This is a genomic window from Luteimonas rhizosphaerae, assembly GCF_002849595.1.
GTDB classification, from domain to species: domain Bacteria; phylum Pseudomonadota; class Gammaproteobacteria; order Xanthomonadales; family Xanthomonadaceae; genus Luteimonas; species Luteimonas cellulosilyticus.
The window spans coordinates 325,227-347,706 of sequence record NZ_NRQR01000026.1; the positions used below are offsets into that span (position 1 = coordinate 325,227).

Annotated in this window: 27 protein-coding genes; 23 read left to right on the forward strand and 4 right to left on the reverse strand. The window is 71.0% G+C overall.

Features of this window, described 5'->3' with window-relative positions; translation table 11 throughout:
* Nucleotides 1-155: 155 nt before the first annotated feature.
* The 6 genes from ftsE to CJ022_RS14825 all read left to right on the forward strand — a co-directional run bounded on the left by ftsE (nucleotide 156) and on the right by CJ022_RS14825 (nucleotide 4,568).
* Entirely contained in the window at nucleotides 156-845 is a 690-nt protein-coding gene (ftsE, locus tag CJ022_RS14800) for a cell division ATP-binding protein FtsE (RefSeq protein ID WP_101927380.1), read from the forward strand.
* Nucleotides 838-1,788 (forward strand): permease-like cell division protein FtsX, encoded by a 951-nt coding sequence (ftsX, locus tag CJ022_RS14805; protein ID WP_101927381.1) that lies wholly within the window; start codon nucleotides 838-840, stop codon nucleotides 1,786-1,788. Before ftsE ends, ftsX begins: the two co-directional genes overlap by 8 nt.
* A gap of 8 nt (nucleotides 1,789-1,796) precedes the next feature.
* Complete coding sequence (locus CJ022_RS14810; protein ID WP_101927580.1) at nucleotides 1,797-2,615, forward strand: response regulator; 819 nt, start codon at nucleotides 1,797-1,799, stop codon at nucleotides 2,613-2,615.
* Between the two features lie 90 nt (nucleotides 2,616-2,705).
* Entirely contained in the window at nucleotides 2,706-3,413 is a 708-nt protein-coding gene (gene ung / locus CJ022_RS14815) for a uracil-DNA glycosylase (RefSeq protein WP_101927382.1), read from the forward strand.
* Nucleotides 3,413-4,186 carry a HipA family kinase gene (locus tag CJ022_RS14820; RefSeq protein WP_101927383.1) on the forward strand — a complete coding sequence of 258 codons (774 nt, stop codon included), beginning with the start codon at nucleotides 3,413-3,415 and terminating at the stop codon, nucleotides 4,184-4,186. The genes ung and CJ022_RS14820 overlap by 1 nt, the downstream gene beginning before the upstream one ends.
* Nucleotides 4,170-4,568, forward strand: coding sequence for a DUF3037 domain-containing protein (locus CJ022_RS14825; protein ID WP_233198835.1), 399 nt, complete (start codon nucleotides 4,170-4,172; stop codon nucleotides 4,566-4,568). The genes CJ022_RS14820 and CJ022_RS14825 overlap by 17 nt, the downstream gene beginning before the upstream one ends.
* Before the next feature lie 318 nt (nucleotides 4,569-4,886).
* Here CJ022_RS14825 and CJ022_RS14830 read toward each other — a convergent pair whose 3' ends face one another.
* On the reverse strand, nucleotides 4,887-5,288 hold the full coding sequence (locus CJ022_RS14830; protein WP_101927581.1) for a phasin family protein: 402 nt from the start codon (nucleotides 5,286-5,288) through the stop codon (nucleotides 4,887-4,889).
* A 199-nt stretch (nucleotides 5,289-5,487) separates the two neighbouring features.
* Nucleotides 5,488-5,844, reverse strand: coding sequence for a 6-carboxytetrahydropterin synthase QueD (queD, locus tag CJ022_RS14835; RefSeq protein WP_101927582.1), 357 nt, complete (start codon nucleotides 5,842-5,844; stop codon nucleotides 5,488-5,490).
* Between the two features lie 169 nt (nucleotides 5,845-6,013).
* Here queD and CJ022_RS14840 point away from each other — a divergent pair, with 169 nt between their 5' ends.
* From CJ022_RS14840 to CJ022_RS14900, 12 genes are all read left to right on the forward strand, one after another.
* Entirely contained in the window at nucleotides 6,014-7,075 is a 1,062-nt protein-coding gene (locus CJ022_RS14840) for a glycerophosphodiester phosphodiesterase family protein (RefSeq protein ID WP_233198823.1), read from the forward strand.
* A 184-nt stretch (nucleotides 7,076-7,259) separates the two neighbouring features.
* Nucleotides 7,260-7,658 carry a hypothetical protein gene (locus CJ022_RS14845; RefSeq protein ID WP_101927386.1) on the forward strand — a complete coding sequence of 133 codons (399 nt, stop codon included), beginning with the start codon at nucleotides 7,260-7,262 and terminating at the stop codon, nucleotides 7,656-7,658.
* Nucleotides 7,659-8,091: 433 nt separating this feature from the next.
* Nucleotides 8,092-8,667 carry a sigma-70 family RNA polymerase sigma factor gene (locus tag CJ022_RS14850; protein WP_101927387.1) on the forward strand — a complete coding sequence of 192 codons (576 nt, stop codon included), beginning with the start codon at nucleotides 8,092-8,094 and terminating at the stop codon, nucleotides 8,665-8,667.
* Complete coding sequence (locus CJ022_RS14855; RefSeq protein WP_101927388.1) at nucleotides 8,664-9,467, forward strand: anti-sigma factor; 804 nt, start codon at nucleotides 8,664-8,666, stop codon at nucleotides 9,465-9,467. Before CJ022_RS14850 ends, CJ022_RS14855 begins: the two co-directional genes overlap by 4 nt.
* A 293-nt stretch (nucleotides 9,468-9,760) precedes the next feature.
* Nucleotides 9,761-10,720 carry an acyl-CoA desaturase gene (locus CJ022_RS14865; RefSeq protein ID WP_101927390.1) on the forward strand — a complete coding sequence of 320 codons (960 nt, stop codon included), beginning with the start codon at nucleotides 9,761-9,763 and terminating at the stop codon, nucleotides 10,718-10,720.
* Nucleotides 10,717-12,045, forward strand: coding sequence for an NAD(P)/FAD-dependent oxidoreductase (locus CJ022_RS14870; protein WP_199171565.1), 1,329 nt, complete (start codon nucleotides 10,717-10,719; stop codon nucleotides 12,043-12,045). Before CJ022_RS14865 ends, CJ022_RS14870 begins: the two co-directional genes overlap by 4 nt.
* Before the next feature lie 5 nt (nucleotides 12,046-12,050).
* Entirely contained in the window at nucleotides 12,051-12,851 is an 801-nt protein-coding gene (locus CJ022_RS14875; RefSeq protein WP_101927391.1) for a DUF1365 domain-containing protein, read from the forward strand.
* Nucleotides 12,848-14,137: an SAM-dependent methyltransferase gene (locus tag CJ022_RS14880; protein ID WP_101927392.1), complete on the forward strand. Its 1,290-nt coding sequence runs from the start codon at nucleotides 12,848-12,850 to the stop codon at nucleotides 14,135-14,137. The genes CJ022_RS14875 and CJ022_RS14880 overlap by 4 nt, the downstream gene beginning before the upstream one ends.
* 44 nt (nucleotides 14,138-14,181) lie before the next feature.
* Nucleotides 14,182-14,931, forward strand: coding sequence for a DUF1295 domain-containing protein (locus tag CJ022_RS14885; RefSeq protein WP_101927584.1), 750 nt, complete (start codon nucleotides 14,182-14,184; stop codon nucleotides 14,929-14,931).
* Nucleotides 14,928-15,983, forward strand: a complete 1,056-nt coding sequence (locus CJ022_RS14890) for an SAM-dependent methyltransferase (RefSeq protein ID WP_101927393.1) — start codon at nucleotides 14,928-14,930, stop codon at nucleotides 15,981-15,983. Before CJ022_RS14885 ends, CJ022_RS14890 begins: the two co-directional genes overlap by 4 nt.
* Before the next feature lie 33 nt (nucleotides 15,984-16,016).
* Nucleotides 16,017-16,610 carry a lipocalin family protein gene (locus CJ022_RS14895; protein WP_101927394.1) on the forward strand — a complete coding sequence of 198 codons (594 nt, stop codon included), beginning with the start codon at nucleotides 16,017-16,019 and terminating at the stop codon, nucleotides 16,608-16,610.
* A 216-nt stretch (nucleotides 16,611-16,826) separates the two neighbouring features.
* On the forward strand, nucleotides 16,827-17,231 hold the full coding sequence (locus CJ022_RS14900) for a YbaN family protein (protein WP_101927395.1): 405 nt from the start codon (nucleotides 16,827-16,829) through the stop codon (nucleotides 17,229-17,231).
* A 140-nt stretch (nucleotides 17,232-17,371) separates the two neighbouring features.
* Here the strand turns inward: CJ022_RS14900 and CJ022_RS14905 are convergent, their stop codons facing one another.
* Both CJ022_RS14905 and CJ022_RS14910 read right to left on the reverse strand, forming a co-directional pair.
* The gene (locus CJ022_RS14905) at nucleotides 17,372-17,809 is read right to left on the reverse strand and encodes a hypothetical protein (RefSeq protein WP_101927396.1); all 438 of its coding nucleotides are present in this window, start codon (nucleotides 17,807-17,809) and stop codon (nucleotides 17,372-17,374) included.
* Nucleotides 17,810-17,821: 12 nt separating this feature from the next.
* Nucleotides 17,822-18,916: a DNA/RNA non-specific endonuclease gene (locus tag CJ022_RS14910; RefSeq protein WP_101927397.1), complete on the reverse strand. Its 1,095-nt coding sequence runs from the start codon at nucleotides 18,914-18,916 to the stop codon at nucleotides 17,822-17,824.
* A gap of 170 nt (nucleotides 18,917-19,086) precedes the next feature.
* On the opposite strand from CJ022_RS14910, the gene lptM reads away from it, so the two are divergent.
* From lptM to CJ022_RS14935, 5 genes are all read left to right on the forward strand, one after another.
* Nucleotides 19,087-19,437: an LPS translocon maturation chaperone LptM gene (gene lptM / locus CJ022_RS14915; RefSeq protein ID WP_101927398.1), complete on the forward strand. Its 351-nt coding sequence runs from the start codon at nucleotides 19,087-19,089 to the stop codon at nucleotides 19,435-19,437.
* Nucleotides 19,438-19,500: 63 nt separating this feature from the next.
* A complete protein-coding gene (gene dapF, locus CJ022_RS14920) occupies nucleotides 19,501-20,367 on the forward strand; it encodes a diaminopimelate epimerase (protein ID WP_101927399.1) in 867 nt (288 codons plus the stop codon).
* The gene (locus tag CJ022_RS14925) at nucleotides 20,364-21,038 is read left to right on the forward strand and encodes a DUF484 family protein (protein ID WP_101927400.1); all 675 of its coding nucleotides are present in this window, start codon (nucleotides 20,364-20,366) and stop codon (nucleotides 21,036-21,038) included. The genes dapF and CJ022_RS14925 overlap by 4 nt, the downstream gene beginning before the upstream one ends.
* A gap of 40 nt (nucleotides 21,039-21,078) precedes the next feature.
* The gene (gene xerC, locus CJ022_RS14930) at nucleotides 21,079-21,954 is read left to right on the forward strand and encodes a tyrosine recombinase XerC (protein WP_101927401.1); all 876 of its coding nucleotides are present in this window, start codon (nucleotides 21,079-21,081) and stop codon (nucleotides 21,952-21,954) included.
* A 47-nt stretch (nucleotides 21,955-22,001) separates the two neighbouring features.
* Nucleotides 22,002-22,397, forward strand: a complete 396-nt coding sequence (locus CJ022_RS14935; RefSeq protein WP_101927402.1) for a hypothetical protein — start codon at nucleotides 22,002-22,004, stop codon at nucleotides 22,395-22,397.
* Nucleotides 22,398-22,480: the final 83 nt, after the last annotated feature.

Genomic DNA, 22,480 nt, shown 5'->3' on the forward strand with positions numbered 1-22,480 from the left:
CCGCGCCCGGCCGCTGACCATCGCCATCACAACGCGCGCGCTCTGCCGGTGCGCACGAAGGACCGGTCATCGCACCGCGTCCATCGTCCCGGAACGGCGCACGACCCGGGCTTGCCATGACCTTGTCGCGCGCATTCCCTGCGATACTTGCGGGCATGAGCGTCCTGCGATTCGACAATGTCAGCAAGCAGTATCCGGGCGGCCATGTCGCGCTGTCGGAAGTGAGTTTCGACGTGGCGGCCGGCGAGATGCTGTTCGTCACCGGCCACTCCGGCGCGGGCAAGAGCACGCTGCTGAAACTGATCCATCTGGCCGAGCGGCCGAGCCGCGGCGCGGTGCTGTTCGGCGAGCGCAATCTGTTGAAGGTGCGGGGCCGGCGGGTGGCGATGCACCGGCGCGACGTCGGCGTGGTGTTCCAGGATCACCGCCTGCTCGCCGACCGCAGCGTGTTCGACAACATCGCGCTGCCGCTGATCCTGCGCGGCATGCGCCGCAACGAGATCGGCAAGCGCGTGCGCAGCGTGCTCGAGCGGCTGGCGCTCGGCGCACGCGAACGCGCGCTGCCCACCCAGCTGTCGGCGGGCGAGCAGCAGCGCATCGGCATCGCCCGCGCGATCGTCGGCGAGCCGCGGCTGCTGGTCGCCGACGAACCCACCGGCAACCTCGACCCGACGCTGTCGGCCGAGATCATGGCGCTGTTCGCGGAGCTGCCCGAGCGCGGCACCAGCGTGCTGATCGCCAGCCACGACCTGGGCCTGGTCAAGCGGATGAAGCGCCGCACCCTGGTGCTGGACCACGGCACGCTGGCCGACGACATCGCCCCGGAGGACCTGGCCGATGCCTGAGCCGCTCCGCAACCAGCCCGCCGCGCGGGCGGCGTCGCCGGTCGGCACCTGGGTCGACCATCATGTCTACAGCTTCGTGGCCAGTCTCGGCCGGGTGTTCCGCAAGCCCTGGTCGACGGCGCTGACGGTCGGCGTCATGGCGGTCGCGCTGGCGTTGCCGCTCGGCCTGTGGCTGGTGCTGGCGAATGTCGCGCGGCTCGGCGGCAGCATCGACGAATCGCGTCAGATCAGCATCTTCCTGCAGCAGGACGTCGACGCCACCCGCGCCGGCGCATTGGCGGAGGAACTGCGCGGGCGCGGCGACGTCGGCGCCGTCGTCCACCGCACGCCCGACGACGGTCTGGCCGAGCTGCGCGAACGCGGCGAGTTCGGCGATGCGATCGAGGCGCTCGACGAGAACCCCCTGCCGCACGTGCTGATCCTGACCCCCGGTGGCGACGAGATGCTGCTGGCCGAATCGCTGCGCCGGCTGCCCGAGGCCGAGATCGTCCAGCACGACACGCAGTGGCGGCAGCGGCTCGACGGCTGGCTGCGCTTCGGCGGCCGCGTGGTCTGGGTGCTGGCTGCGCTGCTGGGGCTCGGCGCGCTGCTGGTCGTCGGCAATACGGTGCGGCTCGACATCCAGTCGCGGCGCGAGGAACTCGGTGTGCTGCAGCTGCTCGGCGCGACCGACGGCTTCATCCGTCGGCCGTTCCTGTATCTCGGTGCGTGGTACGGACTGGCGGCAGGCGCGGTCGCGCTGGTGTTGCTGGGCGGCGCCGGGCGCGCGCTGCAGGCACCGCTGGCGGAACTGGCGGCGAGCTATGGCGCGAGCTTCGTGCTGGAAGGCTTCGGCCCGCTCGCCGCGCTGCTGGTGCTGGCCGCGTCGACCACGCTGGGCTGGCTCGGCGCCGGCATCGTGACCGGGCATTTCCTGCGCCAGACGCGGCCCACCGAGACCTGACCGTGACCCTGCACGAGCTGCGCCACGTGACCGCCGACACACCGCGGATCATGGTCGTCGACGGGTCGAAACTCGTGCGCCGGCTGATCGGCGACGTGCTGCGGCAGGCGCTCGACGCGGTCGACGTCGTCGAGTGTTCCGGCCTCGCCGAGGCCCGCGCCGCACTCGCCGCCGGGCCGGTCGACCTGGTCAGCACCGCGCTGGTGCTGCCCGACGGCGACGGCCTGCAGCTGGCGCGCGCGGTGCGCGAGGCCGCCGGGCAGCGCTACGTGCCGGTGATCGTGGTGTCGGGCGACGCCCAGGCGCACCTCGAGGCGCGCAGTTTCACCGAGGACATCACCGATCATTTCGACAAAGCCGAGGGCCACCGCGCGCTGGCCGAATTCATCCGCGGCTACGTCCATCCGGCGGTGATCCCCGATGCGCACGTGCTCTATGTCGAGGACAGCCGCACCGTGGCGCTGGCGACCCGGCGCATGCTCGAGTCGCAGCAGATGCGCGTGACCCATGTGCTCAGCGCCGAGGACGCGATCGCCTATCTCGATGCCTACCGCGACACGCCGGCCGCGCCGGGCGCCGACCTGCTGCTGACCGACGTCTACCTGAAGGGCGAATTGAGCGGCCACGACCTGCTGCAGGCGGTCCGCCGCGATTTCGGCTACGGCAAGCGGCGCCTGCCGGTGCTGGTGATGACCGGCGACGGCAACCGCGACAACCAGATCGAACTGCTGCGCGAGGGCGCGAACGATCTGGTCGTCAAGCCCACCGAGGAGCGGCTGCTGGCGACCAAGGCGCTGTTCCAGCTGCGCCTGGCGGCGATGCACTAGCGGCTGTCGCCTCGCTCGTCGCGGTGCAGGCCCGGCCGCGATCCGCCGACGCGCTAGGCTGTCGCCTCTCCTTCTTCTCTCCGTCCTTCGATGTCCGATCGCATCAAGCTCGAGCCGTCCTGGAAAGCGCACGTCGGCGACTGGCTGCAGCGCGACGACATGCAGGCTCTGTCGGCGTTCCTGCGTGCGCGGCGCGCCGCCGGCGCGCGCATCCATCCGCCGCTGCCGCAGGTCTTCGCCGCGTTCGATGCCACGCCCTTCGACGACGTCCGCGTGGTGCTGCTCGGCCAGGATCCCTACCACGGCCCCGGCCAGGCGCATGGCCTGTCGTTCTCGGTGCGGCCCGACGTGCGCATTCCGCCGTCGCTCGACAACATGTTCAAGGAACTGCAGCGCGATGTCGGCCTGCCGCGTCCGGACCACGGCTATCTGATGCCGTGGGCGCAGCGCGGGGTGCTGCTGCTCAACGCGGTGCTGACCGTCGAGGAAGGCCAGGCCGGCGCACACCAGCGCAAGGGCTGGGAAGGCTTCACCGATCACGTCGTCGACGTGCTCAACCGCGAGCGCGAGGACCTGGTGTTCCTGCTGTGGGGCAGCTACGCGCAGGCCAAGGGCAAGGTCATCGACACGCAGCGGCATTGCGTGCTCAGGACCACGCATCCGTCGCCGCTGTCGGCACATCGCGGGTTCCTCGGCTGCAGCCATTTCTCCAAGACCAATGCCTTCCTGCGCAAGCGCGGACTGCCGCAGATCGACTGGTCGCTGCCGCCGCGCGCATCGCTGGCGTCGGACGCCTGATGCGCACCGTCGACGCCACCCGTTACGTCACGCCGCTGCGCGAAGGCGGCTCGCTGCCGGCCGTCGTCGAGGCCGACGACGACGGCATGTACGTGATGAAGTTCCGCGGCGCGGGGCAGGGCGCCAAGGCGCTGGTCGCCGAGCTGATCGCCGGCGAGTTCGCCCGCCTGCTCGCTCTGCCGATTCCGGAACTGGTGCTGATGACGCTGGATCCGGGGCTTGCCGCGACCGAGCCCGATCCGGAGATCCAGCACCTGATCCGCGCCAGCGACGGCTGCAACGTCGGACTCGACTATCTGCCGGGCGCGCTGAACTTCGATCCCGCGGTGGATCCGCCGGATGCCGATCTCGCGTCGCGCATCGTCTGGTTCGACGCCTTCGTCTGCAACGTCGACCGCACCGCGCGCAACACCAACCTGCTGGTCTGGCACCGCGCGCTGTGGCTGATCGACCACGGCGCGGCGCTGTATTTCCATCACGACTGGAGCCGTGCGCCGGCGATGGCCGCGACGCCGTTCGCGCGCATCGCCGATCACGTGCTGCTGCCCTTCGCCAGCCGCCTCGCCGAGGCCGATGCCGCGCTGGTGACGCGTATCACCGAAGCCGACATCCGCCGCATCGTCGACGTGGTGCCGGATCTGTGGCTCGACGATCCCGCCTTCGACGGCCCGGCGGCGAACCGCCAGGGCTATGTCGATTTCTTCTGTGCGCGGCTGCGGCAGCGCGCCGTCTTCGTCGAGGAGGCCCAGCGTGCACATGCCGGTCGTCTATGACTACGCGGTGATCCGCGCGGTGCCGCGGGTCGAGCGCGAGGAATTCGTCAACGTCGGCATCATCGTCTCGTGCCAGGCGCAACGGCTGCTGGTCGCCGACATCGCGCTGGATCCGGCGCGCGTGCGGGCGCTCGATCCCCACGTCGACATCGACACGCTGCGCCAGCATCTCGATGCGATCGTGCGGATCTGCCGCGGCGACGCGGACGGCGGCCCGATCGCGGCGTTGCCGGCGCGGGCGAGGTTCCACTGGCTCACCGCGCGTCGCAGCGCGATGGTCCAGGTCTCGCCGGTGCATACCGGGCGCAGCCTGTCCTGTGACGGACTGCTCGCGCGCCTGATGACGCGGATGGTGTTGCCGCCGGCGGCACCGAAGCACTGATCGCGGCGGCGCCGGGAGACGGCTTGAATTCGTGAGCGGCGTTGCCGGGCAGCCCGAGCCGTGCGTCGTGCGGGCGCGTTCCTGCGAATGCGCGGTCGGGAACGGATGCGTGGCGGATGACGTCGGCGCGCTCCCGCGCCACAGGCAATCGTACGGACGGGCGTCGTCGCGTTCGCCGCGGCCCCGGCCGGCTTCCGACCCGCGGGGACGCCAGACCGTCGCCCATAAAAAAACCCGGCAGCGCGAGCTGCCGGGCGTGTCATCCGGGAGGGGGAGGGACCCCCCGGATGTCGCGCATGCCCGAAGGCAGACGTTAGATCAGCGCTTGGTCGCCTTCGTGGCGGCCTTGGCTACCTTCTCGGCTTCGGCGCGGACGTCGGCGGTCGCGCTCTCGGCCTGCGACTTCGCGATTTCCGCGATCGCCTCGTGGGTCTTGACGGTGCGGCCCATGACTTCCTGGCCGGCACTGACCAGACGCTCGGTGTTCTCGCGGGCGATCTGCGCGCCCTTCGGCAGCAGCGACTTCAGGCCGTCGAAATCACGCACGTCGATCATTTCGTTGAAGAACGCGAACGTGGCGTTGGTGTTCTCGCTGAAGGTCGACAGCTGCAGGCCGAACACCTTTTCGGCGTTCTCCAGCGAGAGATGGTTGATCTGGGACGCGGCATCGGCGAACTGGCGCGACGCGGCGGTGAACTGCTCGTTGAACTGATACGACATGGCGGTTACCTGCGAGGTGCCGGCGGGAGGCGCCGGGTTTGTGCGGTGCAGCATAACGCAGCCATGTTGCATTGCAACATAATGCCGACGGGCGGTCGTTTCGGGTTCAGTTTCCGTTATCGATCAAACACTTGCTTGGATCGGCCGTCCGGCCCGAGGCGCGGCGCCAACGCCGGGAGGGCCCCGCGGCGGCCGGGTGTCAGCCACCCGTGTAGCGGCAGCCCGAGGTGCAGGTCTCACGGATGACGATCGCGCTCAGGCCGGGCAGGGTCGGCTTCAAGCGCTCCCAGATCCAGATCGCCAGCCGCTCGCTGGTCGGGTTCTCCAGTCCCGGAATGTCGTTGAGATAGTGATGGTCGAGCTGCGCGTACAGCGGCGCGAACGCCTGCTTGAGGTCGCCGAAATCCATGATCCAGCCGGTCTCGGGCCCCGGTTCGCCGGACACGTGCACCTCGACCTGGAACGAGTGGCCGTGCAGGCGCGCGCATTTGTGGCCGGGCGGCACGTTCGGCAGCCGGTGCGCGGCCTCGAGGGTGAAGACCTTGAAGATATCCATGCGCGCATTGTCGAGCGTGTCCGGCGCGGCGGCAATGCGCGGGTGTCGCGGGACTGACATCGTGAGCGGGCAGCCTCGACCCGCATTCGCAGACGGAGCGTCCATGTCCGATCGACCCAACCGACGCCGGCGGTGTCTACTGGCGCTTCCGCTGCTCTGTCTGACCGCCATGACGTCGCTGCCCGGCCCGACCCTGCACGCCGCCACGCCCCAGACCGCGACGCGCCCGCTGGTGATCGCCCATCGCGGTGCCAGCGCCCGGCTGCCCGAGCACACGCTGGCCGCATACCGGCGGGCGATCGACGACGGTGCGGACGTGATCGAACCCGACCTGGTGATGACCCGAGACGGCGTGCTGGTCGCGCGCCACGAGAACGAGATCGGCGGGACCACCGATGTCGCGCGCCGGGTCGAGTTCGCCGGGCATCGGCGCACGCAGCCGATCGATGGCAGTCCGGTCACCGGCTGGTTCACCGAAGACTTCACGCTGGCCGAGCTGCGGTCGCTGCGCGCGCGCGAGCCGCTGCCGGACGTGCGCAGCGTCGCGCACGACGGCGCGTACGCAGTACCCACCTTCGACGAGATTCTCGCGTTGCTGGCCGACGCCGCCGCCGACGGGCGCGTCGTCGGCCTCATGCCCGAGCTCAAGCATCCGACCCACTTCCGGGCGCTGGACCTGGCGATGGAGGCGCCGCTGCTGGCGGCGCTGGCCGGACATGCGGCCGCCGGCGGCGGCGCGGTCGTCGTGCAGTCGTTCGAGCCCACCGCGCTGCGGGAGCTGCGTGCGCAACTGGCGCCGCGCCATGGCGATGTCGAACTGCTGCAGCTGATCGGCGGCGCGGACACGCAGCCGGCCGACGTCGCCGCGCGTGGCGAGGCCTTGCGCTACCGCGACATGACGACGCCCGACGGCCTGCGCGCCATCGCGGGGTATGCGCAGTGGCTGGGGCCGCACAAGTCCGCGATCGCCCGGTTCGCTGACGACGACCGGCCGCATGCGACGACGCTGGTCGCCGATGCCCACGCGGCCGGGTTGCGGATCGCGCCCTACACCTTCCGCCCGGAAAATCCGTATCTGCCGGCGGCGTTGCGCGAGGGCCGCGCGGACGCGCGGCACGAGGCCGGCGCGATCGCCGAAATGCGCGCCTATCTCGCGCTGGGGATCGATGGTCTGTTCACCGACGACCCGGCACTCGGCCGCCGCGCCGTCGATGGCGACGCGGTGCCGTGAGCGCGCGACGGATCCGTCGCGGACGCCTGCGCGCGTAGCGCTGGCGACGCGCCCGCATCCGGACGCCACGCGGCCACGCTGTCCTGCGCGCGTCGCGCACCGCGTTGAACCGCACGACGCCGCAATCGCGCAGGCGGACGTGCCGCACCCGCGCGGTCGACATGCACTGCCACGGAGAACCGACATGCCCCGAGTCCCCTCGATCACGCTGCGCGTGCTGCCTGCCTGCGCGGCGGTCCTGCTGGCCGGTTGCGCGTCGACCGCCCAGCACGCGGGCCCGGCGCTCGCCGGCGAATACCAGCGCGGTGACATCGTCGTCCTGTTCGGTGCCGATGGCAGCACCCGCGGCAGCACCGTTCACGGCGACGAGTGGCAACGCGGCGTCTACACCGTCGACGGCGACCGCGTGCAGATCACCGACCAGTGGATGGCGGACGCGTACCGCGACACCAGTTGCGTCGGCAAGGGCACGGGCACCTACCGGTGGCGGCTCGCGGGCGACGCGCTGACCCTGGAACCGATCGATGAGCCCTGCGCCTCGCGCGCCGAGGGCGTCACCGGCGGCGCCTGGACGCGTCGCTAGGCGACGCGTGACGCCATCCGTGGGCGGTGTTGGGCCCGCAGCGGATGGCGCGGTGCAGCCGCGCGTGCGAGGGGGCGCGCGCGGCTGCCGGCCAGGTTCCGGCGTGCATCCGCTGCGCGATGCCTGCCGTATCTCTCCTCGATGCGCCCGGGCGGCACGTGGAGAATCCGACATGCACAGCAGCACGATCGTGGCACCGGCGTGCCGCCTGGCGGTCCGTGTGCCCGTGCGCGATCGCGTGCCGGGTCCGTCGTGGCGGCCGCGGTGCGCCGCGCTGGACGTGCCGTGCCGGATGCGCGTTCGCGGCATCCGGTGTGGCGCGGGGCAGGCGATCGATCGGAGATGCGCGATGCAGCGCGCGCGTCGAGGCTTGCGGCAGGCACGCATTACGGGGACCATGCGGTCCACTGTCTGCCGCGAGCCCGTGCCCCGGATGTCCGACCCCGCCGCCGAGACCCCGTTGCACGCCACGCCCGGCCTCGACAGCCTGCTGCGCGATGTCGCCGCCGGCGACCAGCGCGCGTTCGAGTCGTTGTACCGCAGCAGCGCGCCGCGCCTGATGGCGATCTGCCTGCGCGTGCTGCACGACCGTGGCGAGGCCGAAGACGTGTTGCAGGAAGTCTACGTGCGCATCTGGCACAAGGCCGCGCAGTTCGATGCCGGCAAGGCCAGCGCAATGACCTGGCTGGGCACGATCGCGCGCAACCGCGCGATTGATCGCGTGCGTTCGCGCCCGTCGAACGTGCAGCTGGCGCCGGTCGAACTCGTCGATGCGCTGCCCGACGACGGCGCCACGCCGGCCCAGGCCGGCGAGCAGGCCGACGACAACGCGCGCCTGCAGGCGTGCATGGACACGCTGGAGCCGAAGCGTCGCGGTCTGATCCGCGCCGCGTTCTTCGACGGCTCCACCTACGAGGAACTGGCGCGCCGCGCCGGCTCGCCGCTCGGCTCGGTCAAAAGCTGGATCCGTCGCGGCCTGCTGCAACTGCGGGCGTGCCTCGAACAATGAACGTCCGGGATCTCCACGACGACATGCACGCGGGCGACGAGCCGCCGAGCGCCGACGTGCTGGCCGGCGAGTACGTCGTCGGCGTGCTCGATGCCGCGCAGCGCCGCGAGGTCGAGGCGCGCATCGAGACGGATGCCGGATTCGCGCGCCTCGTCGAAGGCTGGCAGCAGCGCCTCGCGCCCTGGCTCGACGCGTACGGCGTCGCCGACGTGCCGGCGCATCTGTGGCCGCGCATCCGCAGCGATCTGGGCTGGTCGCCGGTCGAGGGCGCGCGCCGCCCCGGCGTGTGGCACAACGTCGCGGTCTGGCGTGCGGCCGCGGGGCTTGCGGCGGTCGTCGCGATCGCCGCATTGCTGGCGGACCGGGATACGGTCGATGGCCGCGACGAAGCGCCGACGCCGGTCGTCGTCGCACCCGCGCCGACGCCGGCACCCGAGCCGGTCGACACGCCACCGGCGGCGCCGCTGCCGGTCACGACACTGGCGCACGACGACGGCACGCCGGGCTGGCTGGCGTCGGTCGATCGCGACCACGGCAAGGTGCTGATGGTGCCGGTGCCGACGGCGGGCGATGCCGAAGGCCGCGTCGCGGAGCTGTGGGTGATCGCCGACGGCGCCGCGCCGGCCTCGCTCGGCATCGTTTCGAACGATCACTCGCATACCGTCGAGGTTCCCGACGCCTTGCGCGCCGCGCTGGTCGACGGCTCGCTGCTCGCGGTCACGCTCGAGCCGCAGGGCGGTGCGCCGGGCGGCGTGCCGACCGGTCCGATCATCGCCAAGGGCGACATCCGCCAGCTCTGAGGCGTTTCGCGTGTGGATCACTGCGTTGCCGTCTCGAGCGGCGCGTGTGATGCCGTGCCGCGCCGCGCTGATCGCGGTGGTTTTCCAGCGCGACGTGTCGCCTCCCGGCGCGGCGTTCCTGCGGCGCGGCGGCGCCACGCCTCGCTGGATTCCGCTCCGACCGCCGACGCTTTCGCGCGCACATGCGTCGCTCCAACGCCGTCCCGGCAGCACGCGCGGAGGCGCGTTGCCGCTGCATCCGGATCGCGCGCGGCCCCGTATCCTCTGACGCCCGTTGTCCGAGGAGCCGCTTCATGTCGTCACCGTCAGGCCCGATTCCGCCCGCCCCGTCCACGCCGCGTCGTTCGCTGCGTGCCACGGTGCTGCGCTGGTTCGATACCAGCGCGGTCGCCGACGACGGCGACGGCGATCGCATCGACTGGCTGCGTGCGACGCCGTTCATCGCGATGCATCTGGCCTGCCTCGCGGTGTTCTGGGTCGGGGTGTCGCCGGTCGCGGTGGGCGTCGCGGTGCTGCTGTACGCGGTGCGCATGTTCGCGCTGACCGGGTTCTACCACCGCTATTTCTCCCACCGGACGTTCCGCACCTCGCGCGGCGTGCAGTTCGTGTTCGCGCTGATCGGTGCGTCCTGCGTGCAGCGCGGGCCGCTGTGGTGGGCCGCGCATCACCGCCACCACCACCGCCACACCGACACCGTGCGCGATCCCCATTCGCCGACGGTGCACGGGTTCTGGTGGAGCCACATGGGCTGGTTCCTGACCCGCAACGGCTTCCGCACCGAGTGGGATCGCATTCCCGATCTCGCCAGGTTTCCGGAGCTGCGCTGGCTCGACCGCTACGACACCCTCGTGCCGGTGGTGCTCGCGGTCGCGCTGTTCGGCTTCGGCGCGCTGCTCGAGCGCGTCGCGCCTGGCCTCGGCACCAGCGGCGGGCAGATGCTGGTGTGGGGGTTCTTCATCTCCACGACGGTGCTGTTCCACGCCACGGTCACGATCAATTCGCTGTCGCACAAGTACGGCAGCCAGCGGTTCGAGACCGGCGACGACAGCCGCAACAACTTCTGGCTCGCGCTGCTGACGTTCGGCGAGGGCTGGCACAACAACCATCACTTCTTCCCCGGCACCGTGCGCCAGGGGTTCCGCTGGTGGGAGATCGACCTGACCTGGTACGGCCTGCGCGCGATGGCGCTGCTGGGCCTAGTCCGCGATCTCAAGCCGATCCCGGCCTGGGTCCACTCGAAGGCCAAGGCGTGAGCCGCCGCATCGCCGTCGTCGGCTCGGGCATCGCCGGGCTCGCCGCCGCGTGGTGGCTGTCGCGCCGGCACGACGTGGTGCTGTTCGAGGCCAACGACTACCTCGGCGGCCACACGCATACCCATGCGATCACCCATGGCGGCCGGTCGTATGCGATCGACACCGGGTTCATCGTCTTCAACCGCGCCCACTACCCGCTGCTGACCGGCCTGTTCGATCGTCTCGGGGTCGCCTCGCAGCCGACGACGATGAGTTTCTCGGTGCACAGCGATGCGAGCGGCGTGGTCTACAACGCGACCTCGCTCGACGGGCTGTTCTGCCAGCGCCGCAACCTCGTCTCGCCGCGGTTCTTCAGCATGCTGCGCGACCTGACGCGCTTCTATCGCGAGGCGCCGGCACTGCTGCAGGGCGACGACGCGGGGCCGACGCTCGGCGCGTATCTGGAGCGGCATCGTTACGGCGCGGCATTCCGCGACGAGCACATCGTGCCGATGGCGTCCGCGCTGTGGTCGTCGCCGTCGCGGCAGGTGCTGGAATTCCCGGCGCGCTATCTGGTGCAGTTCATGCACAACCACCAGATGCTGCAGCTCAGCGGGCGGCCGCCGTGGCGCGTGGTCAGCGGGGGCTCGCAGCGGTACGTCGATGCGCTGCAGCGCGCCTGGTCGGTGCGTACGCGGTTGTCGACACCGGTGCTGGGAATCGTGCGCGGCGACGCGGGCGTGACCGTGCAGACCGCCGCCGGCGCCGAGGTCTTCGACGACGTCGTGCTCGCCTGTCACAGCGACCAGGCGCTCGCGCTGCTGCACGATGCCGATGCCGACGAACGCGCGGTGCTCGGCGCGATCCGCTACCAGGACAACGACACCGTGCTGCACACCGACGCCCGCCTGCTGCCGCGCGAGCGCAAGGCCTGGGCGGCGTGGAATGCGCACGTGCCACGCGACCCGGCGGCGGCGTGCACGGTCAGCTACTGCATGAACCTGCTGCAGGGCATCGACGCGCCGGAGCCGTTCGTCGTCACCCTCAACCGCACCGAGGCGATCGATCCGGCGAAGATCCTGCGGCGCATGCGCTACGCGCATCCGGTCTACGACGCGGCGATGGTCGCGGCGCAGCAGCGCAAGCCGCAGATCCAGGGGCGTCGCCACACCTGGTTCGCGGGCGCGTACTGGGGCTGGGGCTTCCACGAGGACGGCATCCGCAGCGCGGCCGAAGTCGCGCGGGCACTGGGGGCGCTGCCGTCGGACGTGGACATCGTCGCGACGCCGGGCCTGCGACGCTCGAAGCCCGATACCTCCGGGTCCGCGCCGCGCGCGGTCGCATGAACACAATGTCCGCCCCTGCTGCCGCGCTCGCCGCTGCGCCGCGCCACAGCGCGGTGTACGAAGGCGTGGTGCGCCATCGGCGGCACGTACCGCACGCGCATGCGTTCGATTACCGCATGGCGCAGCTGTGGCTCGATCTCGACGAGGTCGACACCGTGTTCGCCTCGCGCTGGCTGTGGTCGAGCACGCGTCCGGCGATCGCGCGGTTCCGCCGGTCCGACTACCTCGGGCCGGCCGACGTGCCGCTGGCCACCGCGGTGCGCCAGCGCGTGCACGCGGCGATCGGGCGCACGCCGGCCGGACCGATCCGTCTGCTGACGCACCTGCGTTATTTCGGCCTCGCCTTCAATCCGGTGAGCTTCTACTACTGCTACCGCGCCGACGGCACGACGCTCGACTGCATCGTCGCCGAGATCACCAACACGCCCTGGCGCGAGCGCCATGCCTACGTGCTGCCGGTCGAGACCGCGAGCCGCCATGGCCGCGCGCTGCAGTGGGAGTTCGACAAGGCCTTCCACGTCTCGCCGTTCATGGCGATGGACCGCGCCTACCGCTGGCGGTTCACGCCGCCGGTCGAAGACCTGCACGTGCACATGGACGTCCTGCGCGACGGGGCGCCCGAGTTCGATGCGACGCTGACCCTGCAGCGCCGGCCACTCGACGGCGCGTCGCTGGCGCGCGTGCTGTGGCGCTATCCGGCGATGACCGCGCAGGTCGTCGCGGCGATCCACTGGCAGGCGTTGAAGCTGTGGTGCAAACGCAATCCGGTGCACGACCACCCCACCCATTCCCGGACCTCTCCATGAACCAGATCGCCGCCCATGCCGACATCCGGCCCGTCGGCGCGCTCGACCGCTGGCTGCGCGCGCGCCTGCTCGACCAGTTCGCCGCGCTCGAAGGCGGCGCCCTGCAGCTGACCGACGCGCTCGGCACCGTCACGTGCGGCCATGCCGACGCCGGCGCCGCGCCGATCCGTGTGCAGGTCGCCGATCCCGCGTTCTACCGGATGATCGCCGCCAGCGGCACGGTCGGTGCGGGCGAGGCCTACATGGACGGGCTGTGGTCGTGCGACGACCTGGTCGCGCTGGTGCGTCTGCTGGTGCGCAACCGCGCCCTGCTCGACGGCCTGGAGTCCGGGCTCGCGCGCGCGGGCGGCATGGCGTTGCGTGGCTGGAACGCGATGCGGCGCAATACCCGCACCGGCAGCCGCCGCAACATCGCCGCGCATTACGACCTCGGCAACGATTTTTTCTCGCTGTTCCTGTCGCCGGACCTGATGTATTCCTCGGCGCTGTTCACCGGCGCCGACGACACACTGGAAGCCGCGTCGACGCGCAAGCTCGACCGGATCTGCCAGACGCTGGAGCTCACGCCCGAGGATCGCGTCATCGAGATCGGTACCGGCTGGGGCGGTTTCGCGCTGCACGCGGCGACGCATTACGGCTGCCACGTCACGACGACGACGATCTCGCAGGAGCAGCACGCGCTCGCCAGCCGGCGCATCGCCGAAGCCGGGCTGCAGGACCGGGTGACGCTGCTGCTGCAGGATTACCGCGACCTGGAAGGCACGTACGACAAGCTGGTCTCGATCGAGATGATCGAGGCGATCGGCGCGCAGTATCTCGACACGTACTTCGGCAAGCTCGGCAGCCTGCTCGCACCGCATGGCGCCGCGCTGGTGCAGGCGATCACGATCGAGGACCACCGCTACGTGCAGGCGCGCGACTCGGTGGACTTCATCAAGCGCTTCATCTTCCCGGGCAGCTTCATTCCGTCGATCGCGGCGATGCTGCAGGCCAAGACCCGCGCCAGCGACCTGCAGCTCGAGCAGCTTGACGACTTCGGCCTGTCGTACGCGCGGACCCTGCAGATCTGGCGCGAACGCTTCATGGCGCGTCGCGCCGACGTGCGCGCGCAGGGCTTCGACGAACGCTTCGTGCGCATGTGGGAGTTCTACCTGGCGTACTGCGAGGGTGGTTTCCGCGAGCGCTCGATCGGCGTCGCGCAGCTGCTGCTGGGCAAACCCGGCCATCGTCGCGTCGCGACGCCGATGCTGCCCGGCCGCGTGCCGGCGCGCGGAGTGCGGTCGTGACCTGGGGCGCGCTGCTCGTGGTCTGGGCGCTGGCTGCGCTGGCGATGACCGGCGGCTGGCTGTGGCAGAAGCTCCGCGACAATGCCGGCATCGTCGACGTGATCTGGGCCTGCGGCGTCGGCGCGTCCGCGGTGCTGGTCGCCGTGCTCGGCGAGGGCGCCCTCCTGCCGCGGCTGCTGCTCGGCGGGCTCGGCGGACTGTGGGGCCTGCGCCTGGCTGCGCACCTGTGGAAGCGCGTGCGCCGCGAGGACGAGGACGGCCGCTACGCCTATCTGCGCGCGCACTGGCACGGGCACCAGGGCAAGTTCTTCCTGTTCTTCCAGTTCCAGGCGCTGCTGATCGTGCTGTTCTCGCTGCCCTTCGTCGCGGTCGCGGCGAATCCCGACTCGTCGCTGTGGCTGCTGGGCGCGGTGCTGGTGTGGCTGGTCAGCGTCGGCGGCGAATCGGTGGCCGACCGCCAGCTCGCGGATTTCCGCGCCGATCCCGGCAACAAGGGCAAGACCTGCCGCGACGGGCTGTGGGCGTACTCGCGGCATCCGAACTACTTCTTCGAATGGCTGCACTGGCTGACCTACGTCGTGCTGGCGATCGGCTCGCCGCTGCTGGGCTGGGCGTTCGCCGGGCCGGTGGTGATGTACCTGTTCCTGCGCTACGTCAGCGGCATCCCGTTCACCGAACAACAGGCGCTGCGCACGCGCGGCGACGACTACCGCGACTACCAGCGCAGCACGCCGATGCTGTTCCCCTGGTTTCCGAAATCCGATTCCAACGCTTCGACGGGACCCCAACGATGACGACGACACACGTCGAGACCGAACTCGCCCAGGACACGCCCGCCGCCGGACTGCTCGGGCTGGCCGAACGCGGCCTGGTGCCCGACGCGCTGCTGCGGCAGGGCATCCGCCGCCTGTGCGCGCAGCGCCTGTCGGAGGAGCTGCACGGCGGCGTGCAGGCGCAGTCCGCGCGCTATGCGGACCTGCTGCAGTCGCTGCGCACCAGCCCGGTCGCGATCCACACCGATGCGGCGAATGCGCAGCATTACGAACTGCCGCCGGCGTTCTTCGGGCATTGCCTCGGCGCGCGTTTCAAGTACAGCAGCTGCTACTACCCGACCGGCACCGAGACACTCGACCAGGCCGAGGACGCGATGCTGGCGCTGTACGGCGACCTCGAGCTCGGCTGCGGCTGGGGCTCGCTGACCCTGTGGATGGCCGAGCGCTACCCCAATGCGCGGATCACCGCGGTGTCGAACTCGCGCCCGCAGCGCGAGCACATCGAAATGCAGTGCCACGTGCGCGGGCTGGACAACGTCCGCGTGCTGACCTGCGACGTCAACCGGCTCGAACTCGACGCGGCCGCGTTCGACCGCTGCGTGTCGATCGAGATGTTCGAGCACATGCGCAACTACGCCCAGCTGATGAGCCGCATCGGCACCTGGCTGCGTCCGGGCGGCAAGCTGTTCGTGCACATCTTCGCCCACCGCACGCTGATGTATCCCTACGAGACCGCGGGCGAGGACAACTGGATGGGCCGGCATTTCTTCACCGGCGGTCTGATGCCGGCGGCCGACACGCTGCTGCATTTCCAGCAGGGCGACCTCGCGCTGCAGCAGCGCTGGCTGCTCGACGGCACTCATTACGAACGCACGTCGAACCAATGGCTGGCGAACCAGGATGCGAACCGCGACGCGGTGATGACGATCCTCGAGGCGGCCTACGGGCCGGCGTCGGCGAAGCTGTGGTACCAGCGCTGGCGCATGTTCTGGATGTCGTGCGCCGAACTGTTCGGCTACGACGACGGCCAGCAGTGGCTGGTCGCGCATTACCGCTTCGCACGCGATGCCTGACCGACACCACATGCTCACATCTGGAGGGTTCTCATGACCATTCGATTCCGGCGCGTCACGGCCGGCCTGATTCTCGCGGGCGTCCTCATCGGCGCGCTCGCTGCGTGCGGAGGCAACAACGTGAAGCAGATTCCACCGGTGGCGCAGGTCGACCTTCCCCGGTTCATGGGCGACTGGTACGTGATCGCGCAGATTCCCACGCGACTGGAACGCGAAGCGTTCGATTCGATCGAGAGCTATTCGCTGCGCGACGACGGCAAGATCGCCACCACGTTCCGCTACCGCGACGGCGGCTTCGACGAGAAGATCAAGACGCTGCATCCGGTGGGCACGGTGCGCGAAGGCACCAACAATGCGGTCTGGGGCATGCAGTTCATCTGGCCGATCAAGGCGGAGTACGTGATCGTCTACGTCGACGACGCCTACCAGCAGACGATCGTCGGACGCAGCAAGCGCGACTACGTGTGGCTGATGGCGCGCACGCCGTCGATCCCCGAGGCCGACTACGACGCGCAGATCGCGCGGATCGCGGCGCTGGGTTACGACATCTCGCAGATCCGCCGCGTGCCGCAGTCGGCAGCGGACGCGACGCCGGGTCGCGATCTCGGCGCGACGCCGGACAACTGAGGCCGGCGAACGCGGCCGGTGCAGGGCGCCGGTCGCGAGCAGATTGGTTCGATCCTGCGGCAGGCGATGCCTCCAGCCCGGTGTGCATTCCGAGGCGTCCCGCACCAACGGACCGGGTGCGATGGCCCTGCCCGCCACGCACTGCATGTGGTCGGGCGATGCGGCCGGTGCCCGGCCGTGCCCGTGCCGCGACATGGCGCGCCCTAGAATGCCGGCATGACCGCTCGTTCCCGTTTCCGCCACGTGTCGCGCTGGGCCTGGTGGCTGCTGGCGTATGCGAGCCTCGGCCTGGGCATCATCGGCATCTTCGTGCCCGGCCTGCCGACGACGGTCTTCGTGCTGATCGCGGCCTGGGCCGCGGCGCGCGGCTCGGAGCGCCTGCATCGCTGGCTGCTCGCGCATCCGCGCTTTGGCCCGTCGATCCGCGACTGGCAGGCGCATGGTGCGGTCAGCCGGCGCGCGAAGTGGATGGCGACCGGCACGATGCTCATCTGCGCCGCGATCCTGCTGGCGCTGATGCTGTGGATTCCCGCGCACCGCTGGTGGATGACAGCCGTGCCGATCGCCTGCATGGCCGCCGTCGCGACATGGCTGTGGTGGCGGCCCGAACCGCCGGCCTGAGGCGGGGCCGGCGTGCGTCTGGCAGCCCGGTCTCGTCCGCCCCCTGGACGAACGCGCTCGCGCGCCACGAAGCGCCACCGGCAACGCCCGATCGCGCGCCTGCACGCCGGCTCTGCGTCTGATCGTTCGCGAACGCGCGTTTACGGCGCGCCGGTCTCGGCCTTGTAGCGCTCGAGGTAATCGCGATATCGGGTGTCGTTGAGATTCCCCGACAGCCGGTAGGGCGGGGTGTAGGCGAACTGGAAGTCGTAGCGGCCGTCGCGTTCGACGATCAGCGTGCTGGTCGTCCAGGTCTGGCCCTTCTGCGCCTGCATGATGCGGTTGATCTCGGCGAAGCCGGCCTTGGCATCCGGCGACAGGCGGAACGCGACCTTCTCCAGCGGCGCCTGCGGGGCGCGTGCGATCGCGAAGGAGATGCTGCTGGTGCGCGGCGCGCCACCGTCGTCGTCGGCCAGCGATTCGAAATCCACGACCAGCCGCAGCCAGTCGCGCTCGCCCCATTCGCCGTCGTTGACGTCGCGGACGCTCGCGGCCACCGCACGCACGGTGTCCGCGTAGGCGGCATTCAGATCATCCATTCGCGGGTCGCATCACTTGTTGGGGAAGGTCTGGTCGATCCAGTCGCCGCCATCCACGCGATATTCGGCCACGAAGACATCCGGGCGGCTGCTGGTGTTGCCCGGATTGTATTGGGGCGAGACCCGCATATCCACGTCGTGCCCGGCTTCCGCCAGGCGCGCGAGCTGGTTCTCGAAGCGCTTGTACGCGCCGTTGTTCAGATTGGGCAGGTCGTCGCCGATCGGCTTGCCGTTGCCGGGCACGACGTTGAGCCGGTTGGTCGGGCCGCCGAGGCGGTCGGCGATGACGTGGAAGCCGACGTCGGTGGGACGGCCTTCGTGGCCGATGTCGCGCTGCAGGCCGGGGTCGTTGCGGCCGACCGGTTCCAGGTCGACGCGCCCTTCGGCGCGGATCACGCGCGCCTGGTCGTCGGTGGTCCAGCGGTAGGTGCCGAATTCGTAGACGCTGTCGGGACGCGTGGCATTCGCGGCGAGGTTGAAGTCGTCGATCGACTCGAAACTCAGCAGCGGCCGGCCGCCGACCGTGGTGCCGGTGTCCGCGCGGGCCAGCGCATCGCCGAGGGCGTCGTCGGTCGCGCGGGCCGCCGGGCCGGCGACGTCGCCCGGATCGTCGAGGCGTCCCGTGACGCGCGCGACGTCCGCAGTGTCGGCCGCGGCATCGGCGAGCTTCGCGCCCTTGGCCGCCTTGTCCGCGCCCTTGGTGCCGACGATGGCCAGTAACGCCTCGGTCGTGCCGCGGCCGATCGCCTCGCCGTAATGGCCGGCCTGCCAGTCGGCGACGATCGGATCGACGACCGCATCGACCAGCAGGCCCGGGTTGCGGGCGAGGGTGCTGACCACGTCGGCCGCCGCTTCCATCCGCTGGCCCCCGCGTTCGGCGGAGGGCATCCAGCCGGGGGGATCGAGGGTCTGACCGCTGGCCTGTTCGTAGAGGCCGGTGACGCCGTCGACGGCCCAGCCGGCGGGGCCGAGGTCGTAGCCGGTCCTGAGCACGCCGGCGCCGAGGTCGACGACGCCTTCGCCGGTTTCCCACAGCGTCTCGCCCGCGCCCTTGAAGAAGCCGCCGACCTGCGAGGCGGCGTCGCCCAGTCCATCCAGAATGCCCATCGTGGCGGTTCCCGTGCGCGCCGCGGCGCGTCGACAGTGGTGACCGGGGCAGTCTGGACAGGGGCGCGGATGCGGACAATCTGGGGCAGACCCTTGGTGATGGCCGCGCGGCTGCACCGGGTCCGCGCGCGCGGCTTCGCTTCCCCCGGGCCAGCCGCTAAACTCCCGCGATGACCACACGCCTCCCGATCGCCGTCTGCCTGACCGCGCTGCTGCTCACCGCCTGCGGCAACAAGGCCGACCTGCTGATGCCCAACGAAGTCCCGCCCGAGGACGCGAGGCGTTTCATCATCGAATCGTCCGTGCCGACGCAGGAAGAGCGTGATGCGGCGGCCGAAGCGGCGGAGGACGCGCAGATGGCCCGCGACGACGCCGAGGATGCGGCGCTCGACCGCGAGGCCGGCGACGACACCGGCACCGACGACATGGACAGCGATGCCGACGACATGCAGACCGATCCGGTCGATCCGCTGCCGCCGGTGCCGGTGATCCTGGACGTGCCCGCCCCCGTGACCCCGTGATCGCGCCTCTGCCGCCGACGCGGGACGCGCACGCCGCCGGTGGCTGACGCGGTCGCTCTCCGCATGGCGCGCTCGGGTGCGTCGTTGCGCTTCAGCAAGATGCACGGCGCCGGCAACGATTTCGTCGTGCTCGACCTGCGCGGTGGCGTGGCCGCGCCGTCGCCGGCCACGTGCCGCGCGCTGGCCGACCGCCACACCGGCGTGGGCTGCGACCAGATCCTGACCGTCGAGGCGCCACGCGCACCGGGCAGCGTCGCCAGCTACCGCATCTGGAATGCCGACGGTTCCGCGTCCGGTCAGTGCGGCAACGGCGCCCGCTGCGTCGCCGCGTGGCTGGTCCGCGACGGTGCCGCGCGCGCGCCGCGTTTCGCGCTCGACAGCCCGGCCGGCTCGCACGCGGTCGACGTGCTCGACGACGGCACCTATCGCATCGCGATGGGCGTGCCGCGGTTCGATCCGGGCGACGTGCCATTGGCCGGCCTCGGCACGGCGCAGGCGGTCTACACGGTCGACCTCGCGCCGTTCGGCGCGGTGCGTTTCGGCGCGGTGTCGATGGGCAATCCGCACGCGGTGCTCGAGGTCGACGACGTCGACGCCGCGCCGGTCGCCACGCTGGGGCCGCAGCTGCAGCGCGCTGCGTGGTTTCCCGAGTCGGCCAACATCGGCTTCGCCCAGGTCGTCGCCGACGATCGCATCCGCCTGCGCGTGTTCGAGCGCGGCGTCGGCGAAACGCTGGCCTGCGGCAGCGGCGCCTGCGCGGCGGTCGCGGTGCTGGTGCGACAGGGGCGGGTGGGGCGCGATGTCGCCGTCGCCCTGCCGGGCGGCACGCTGCGCATCGTCTGGCCCGACGACGCGGCGACGCTGACGATGGCCGGACCGGCCGCATTCGTTTTCGAAGGGGAGACTTCCGACATGAGCCAGACCGCATGACTGAGACCACCGGCAAGCTCGGCGCCCACGAGGTCGCGGCCTGGCTGCGCCGGCAGCCGAAATTCCTGCAGCAGTTCCCCGATCTGGCGTTGACCCTGGTCGTGCCGCGCGAAGACGGGCCGGCGGCGTCGCTGGCGAGCTACCAGCTCGAAGTGCTGCGCGACAAGAACCGCGAACTGACCAAGCGGCTGCGCGATCTGTATGCGATCTCGCAGGAGAACGAACGGCTGGCCGTGCGCACCCACCAGCTGACGCTGGCGCTGCTGCGCCAGACCGATGCCGCGTCGACGGTGCGTGCGCTCGCCGCGACCCTCGCCGAGGACTTCAACGGCGATCTCGTGCGCGTCGTGCTGTTCGCGCCGGTCGACGGCCTGGCGCAGGAGGACTGGCTGCAGATCGTCGAACGCGACGACCGCCTGCTGCAGCCGTTCGCCGACTGCCTGAAGGACGAGGAGCCGCTGTGCGGCCGCCTGCATCCCGACAAGCAGGCGCTGCTGTACGGCGCGCGCGTCGACGAGGTGCAGTCGAGTGCCTTGCTGCCGCTGGCGGGTGTCGGCCTGGTCGCGGTGGGCAGCCACGACGCCAACCGCTTCTATCCCGGCATGGGCACGCTGTTCCTGCGGATGATGGGCGAGGCCTTCGCTGCCGCCATGCGGCGTTTCGACGCCTGATCGCGCTGGTCCGCGCGGGCGACCCACCCTAGGATGCCGCATGGCCATCGACGCATTCCTCGCGCACCTGCAGGTCGAGCGCCGCATGTCGGCGCACACGCTCGACGCGTACAGGCGTGATCTCGGCGGTCTGCGCGACTGGGCCGAGGCATGCGGGCAGGCCGATCTGTCGGCGCTCGCGACCGAGAACATCCGCGCCTTCATCGCCGCCGAGCATCGCCGGGGCCTGTCGCCCAAGAGCCTGCAGCGACGCCTCTCGGCGTGCCGCAGCTATTTCCAGTGGCTGCTGAAGCACGGCCGCATCGTCGCCAATCCCGCCGCCGGCGTGCGGGGCCCGAAGGCGCCGCGCAAGCTGCCGCAGGTGCTCGACGTCGACGAGGCCACGCAACTGGTCGAAGTGCCGACCGACGCGCCGCTGGGCCTGCGCGACCGCGCGTTGCTGGAACTGTTCTATTCCTCGGGCCTGCGCCTGTCGGAACTGTGCGCGTTGTGCTGGCGCGATCTCGATCTCGCCGGCGGCCTGGTCACCGTGCTCGGCAAGGGCGGCAAGCAGCGCGTGGTGCCGGTCGGGCGGCATGCGCGGACCGCGCTCGACGCCTGGCGCCAGGAGAGCGGCGCGGCGCGCGATGCACCGGTCTTCCCCGGTCGCGGCGGCAAGCCGATCACCGCGCGCGCGGTGCAGTTGCGCATGCGCGTGCTCGCGCAGCGCCAGGGCCTGTTCAAGCGCGTGCATCCGCATCTGCTGCGGCACAGCTTCGCCAGCCACGTGCTGGAGTCGTCCGGCGATCTGCGCGGCGTGCAGGAACTGCTGGGGCACGCCGACATCGCGACGACCCAGATCTACACGCATCTCGATTTCCAGCATCTGGCGAAGGTCTACGACGCCGCCCATCCCCGCGCGAAGCGGCGTTCCTGAGCGCCCGTCCCCGCGTGTCGAACGCCGCGTCTCACGAGGTCCCCGGCATGAACCTGCGCATCGTCATCGGCCTGGCCGTCTCCGTCGTGCTGCAGATGCTGCTCGGCGCGCTCGCGACCGGGCTGTTTCCGCCGGCGCCTTCGGGCACCGCGCCGCTGTGGACGGCGCTGCAGGCCGGCGCGATCGCGCTGCTCGCCTCGGGCGCCGGCGCATATGCAGCGCGCCAGCCGTTCCTGCGTGCGGCGCTGGTGCTGTGGGCGGTCGGCTGGGTGTCGTCGGTGCTGGTGCTGCAGCGGCTCGGCGGCGCCGGCCTGACGTTCGCCGATGCCGCCACGCCGAACGCGATGGCGATCGTCGTCTCCGGCCTGGCGACCGTGCTCGGCGCGCGCCTCGGTTGGCGCCTGTACCGGCAGGCGCATCCGGCAGGACACGACGCGCGCTGAATCCGCGCGCACCGTCGGCCGCGCGTGGTGTGGCGGCGTGGGCTTGAACGCGGACGCCGCGTGCCCCACGTCTGCTGGACATC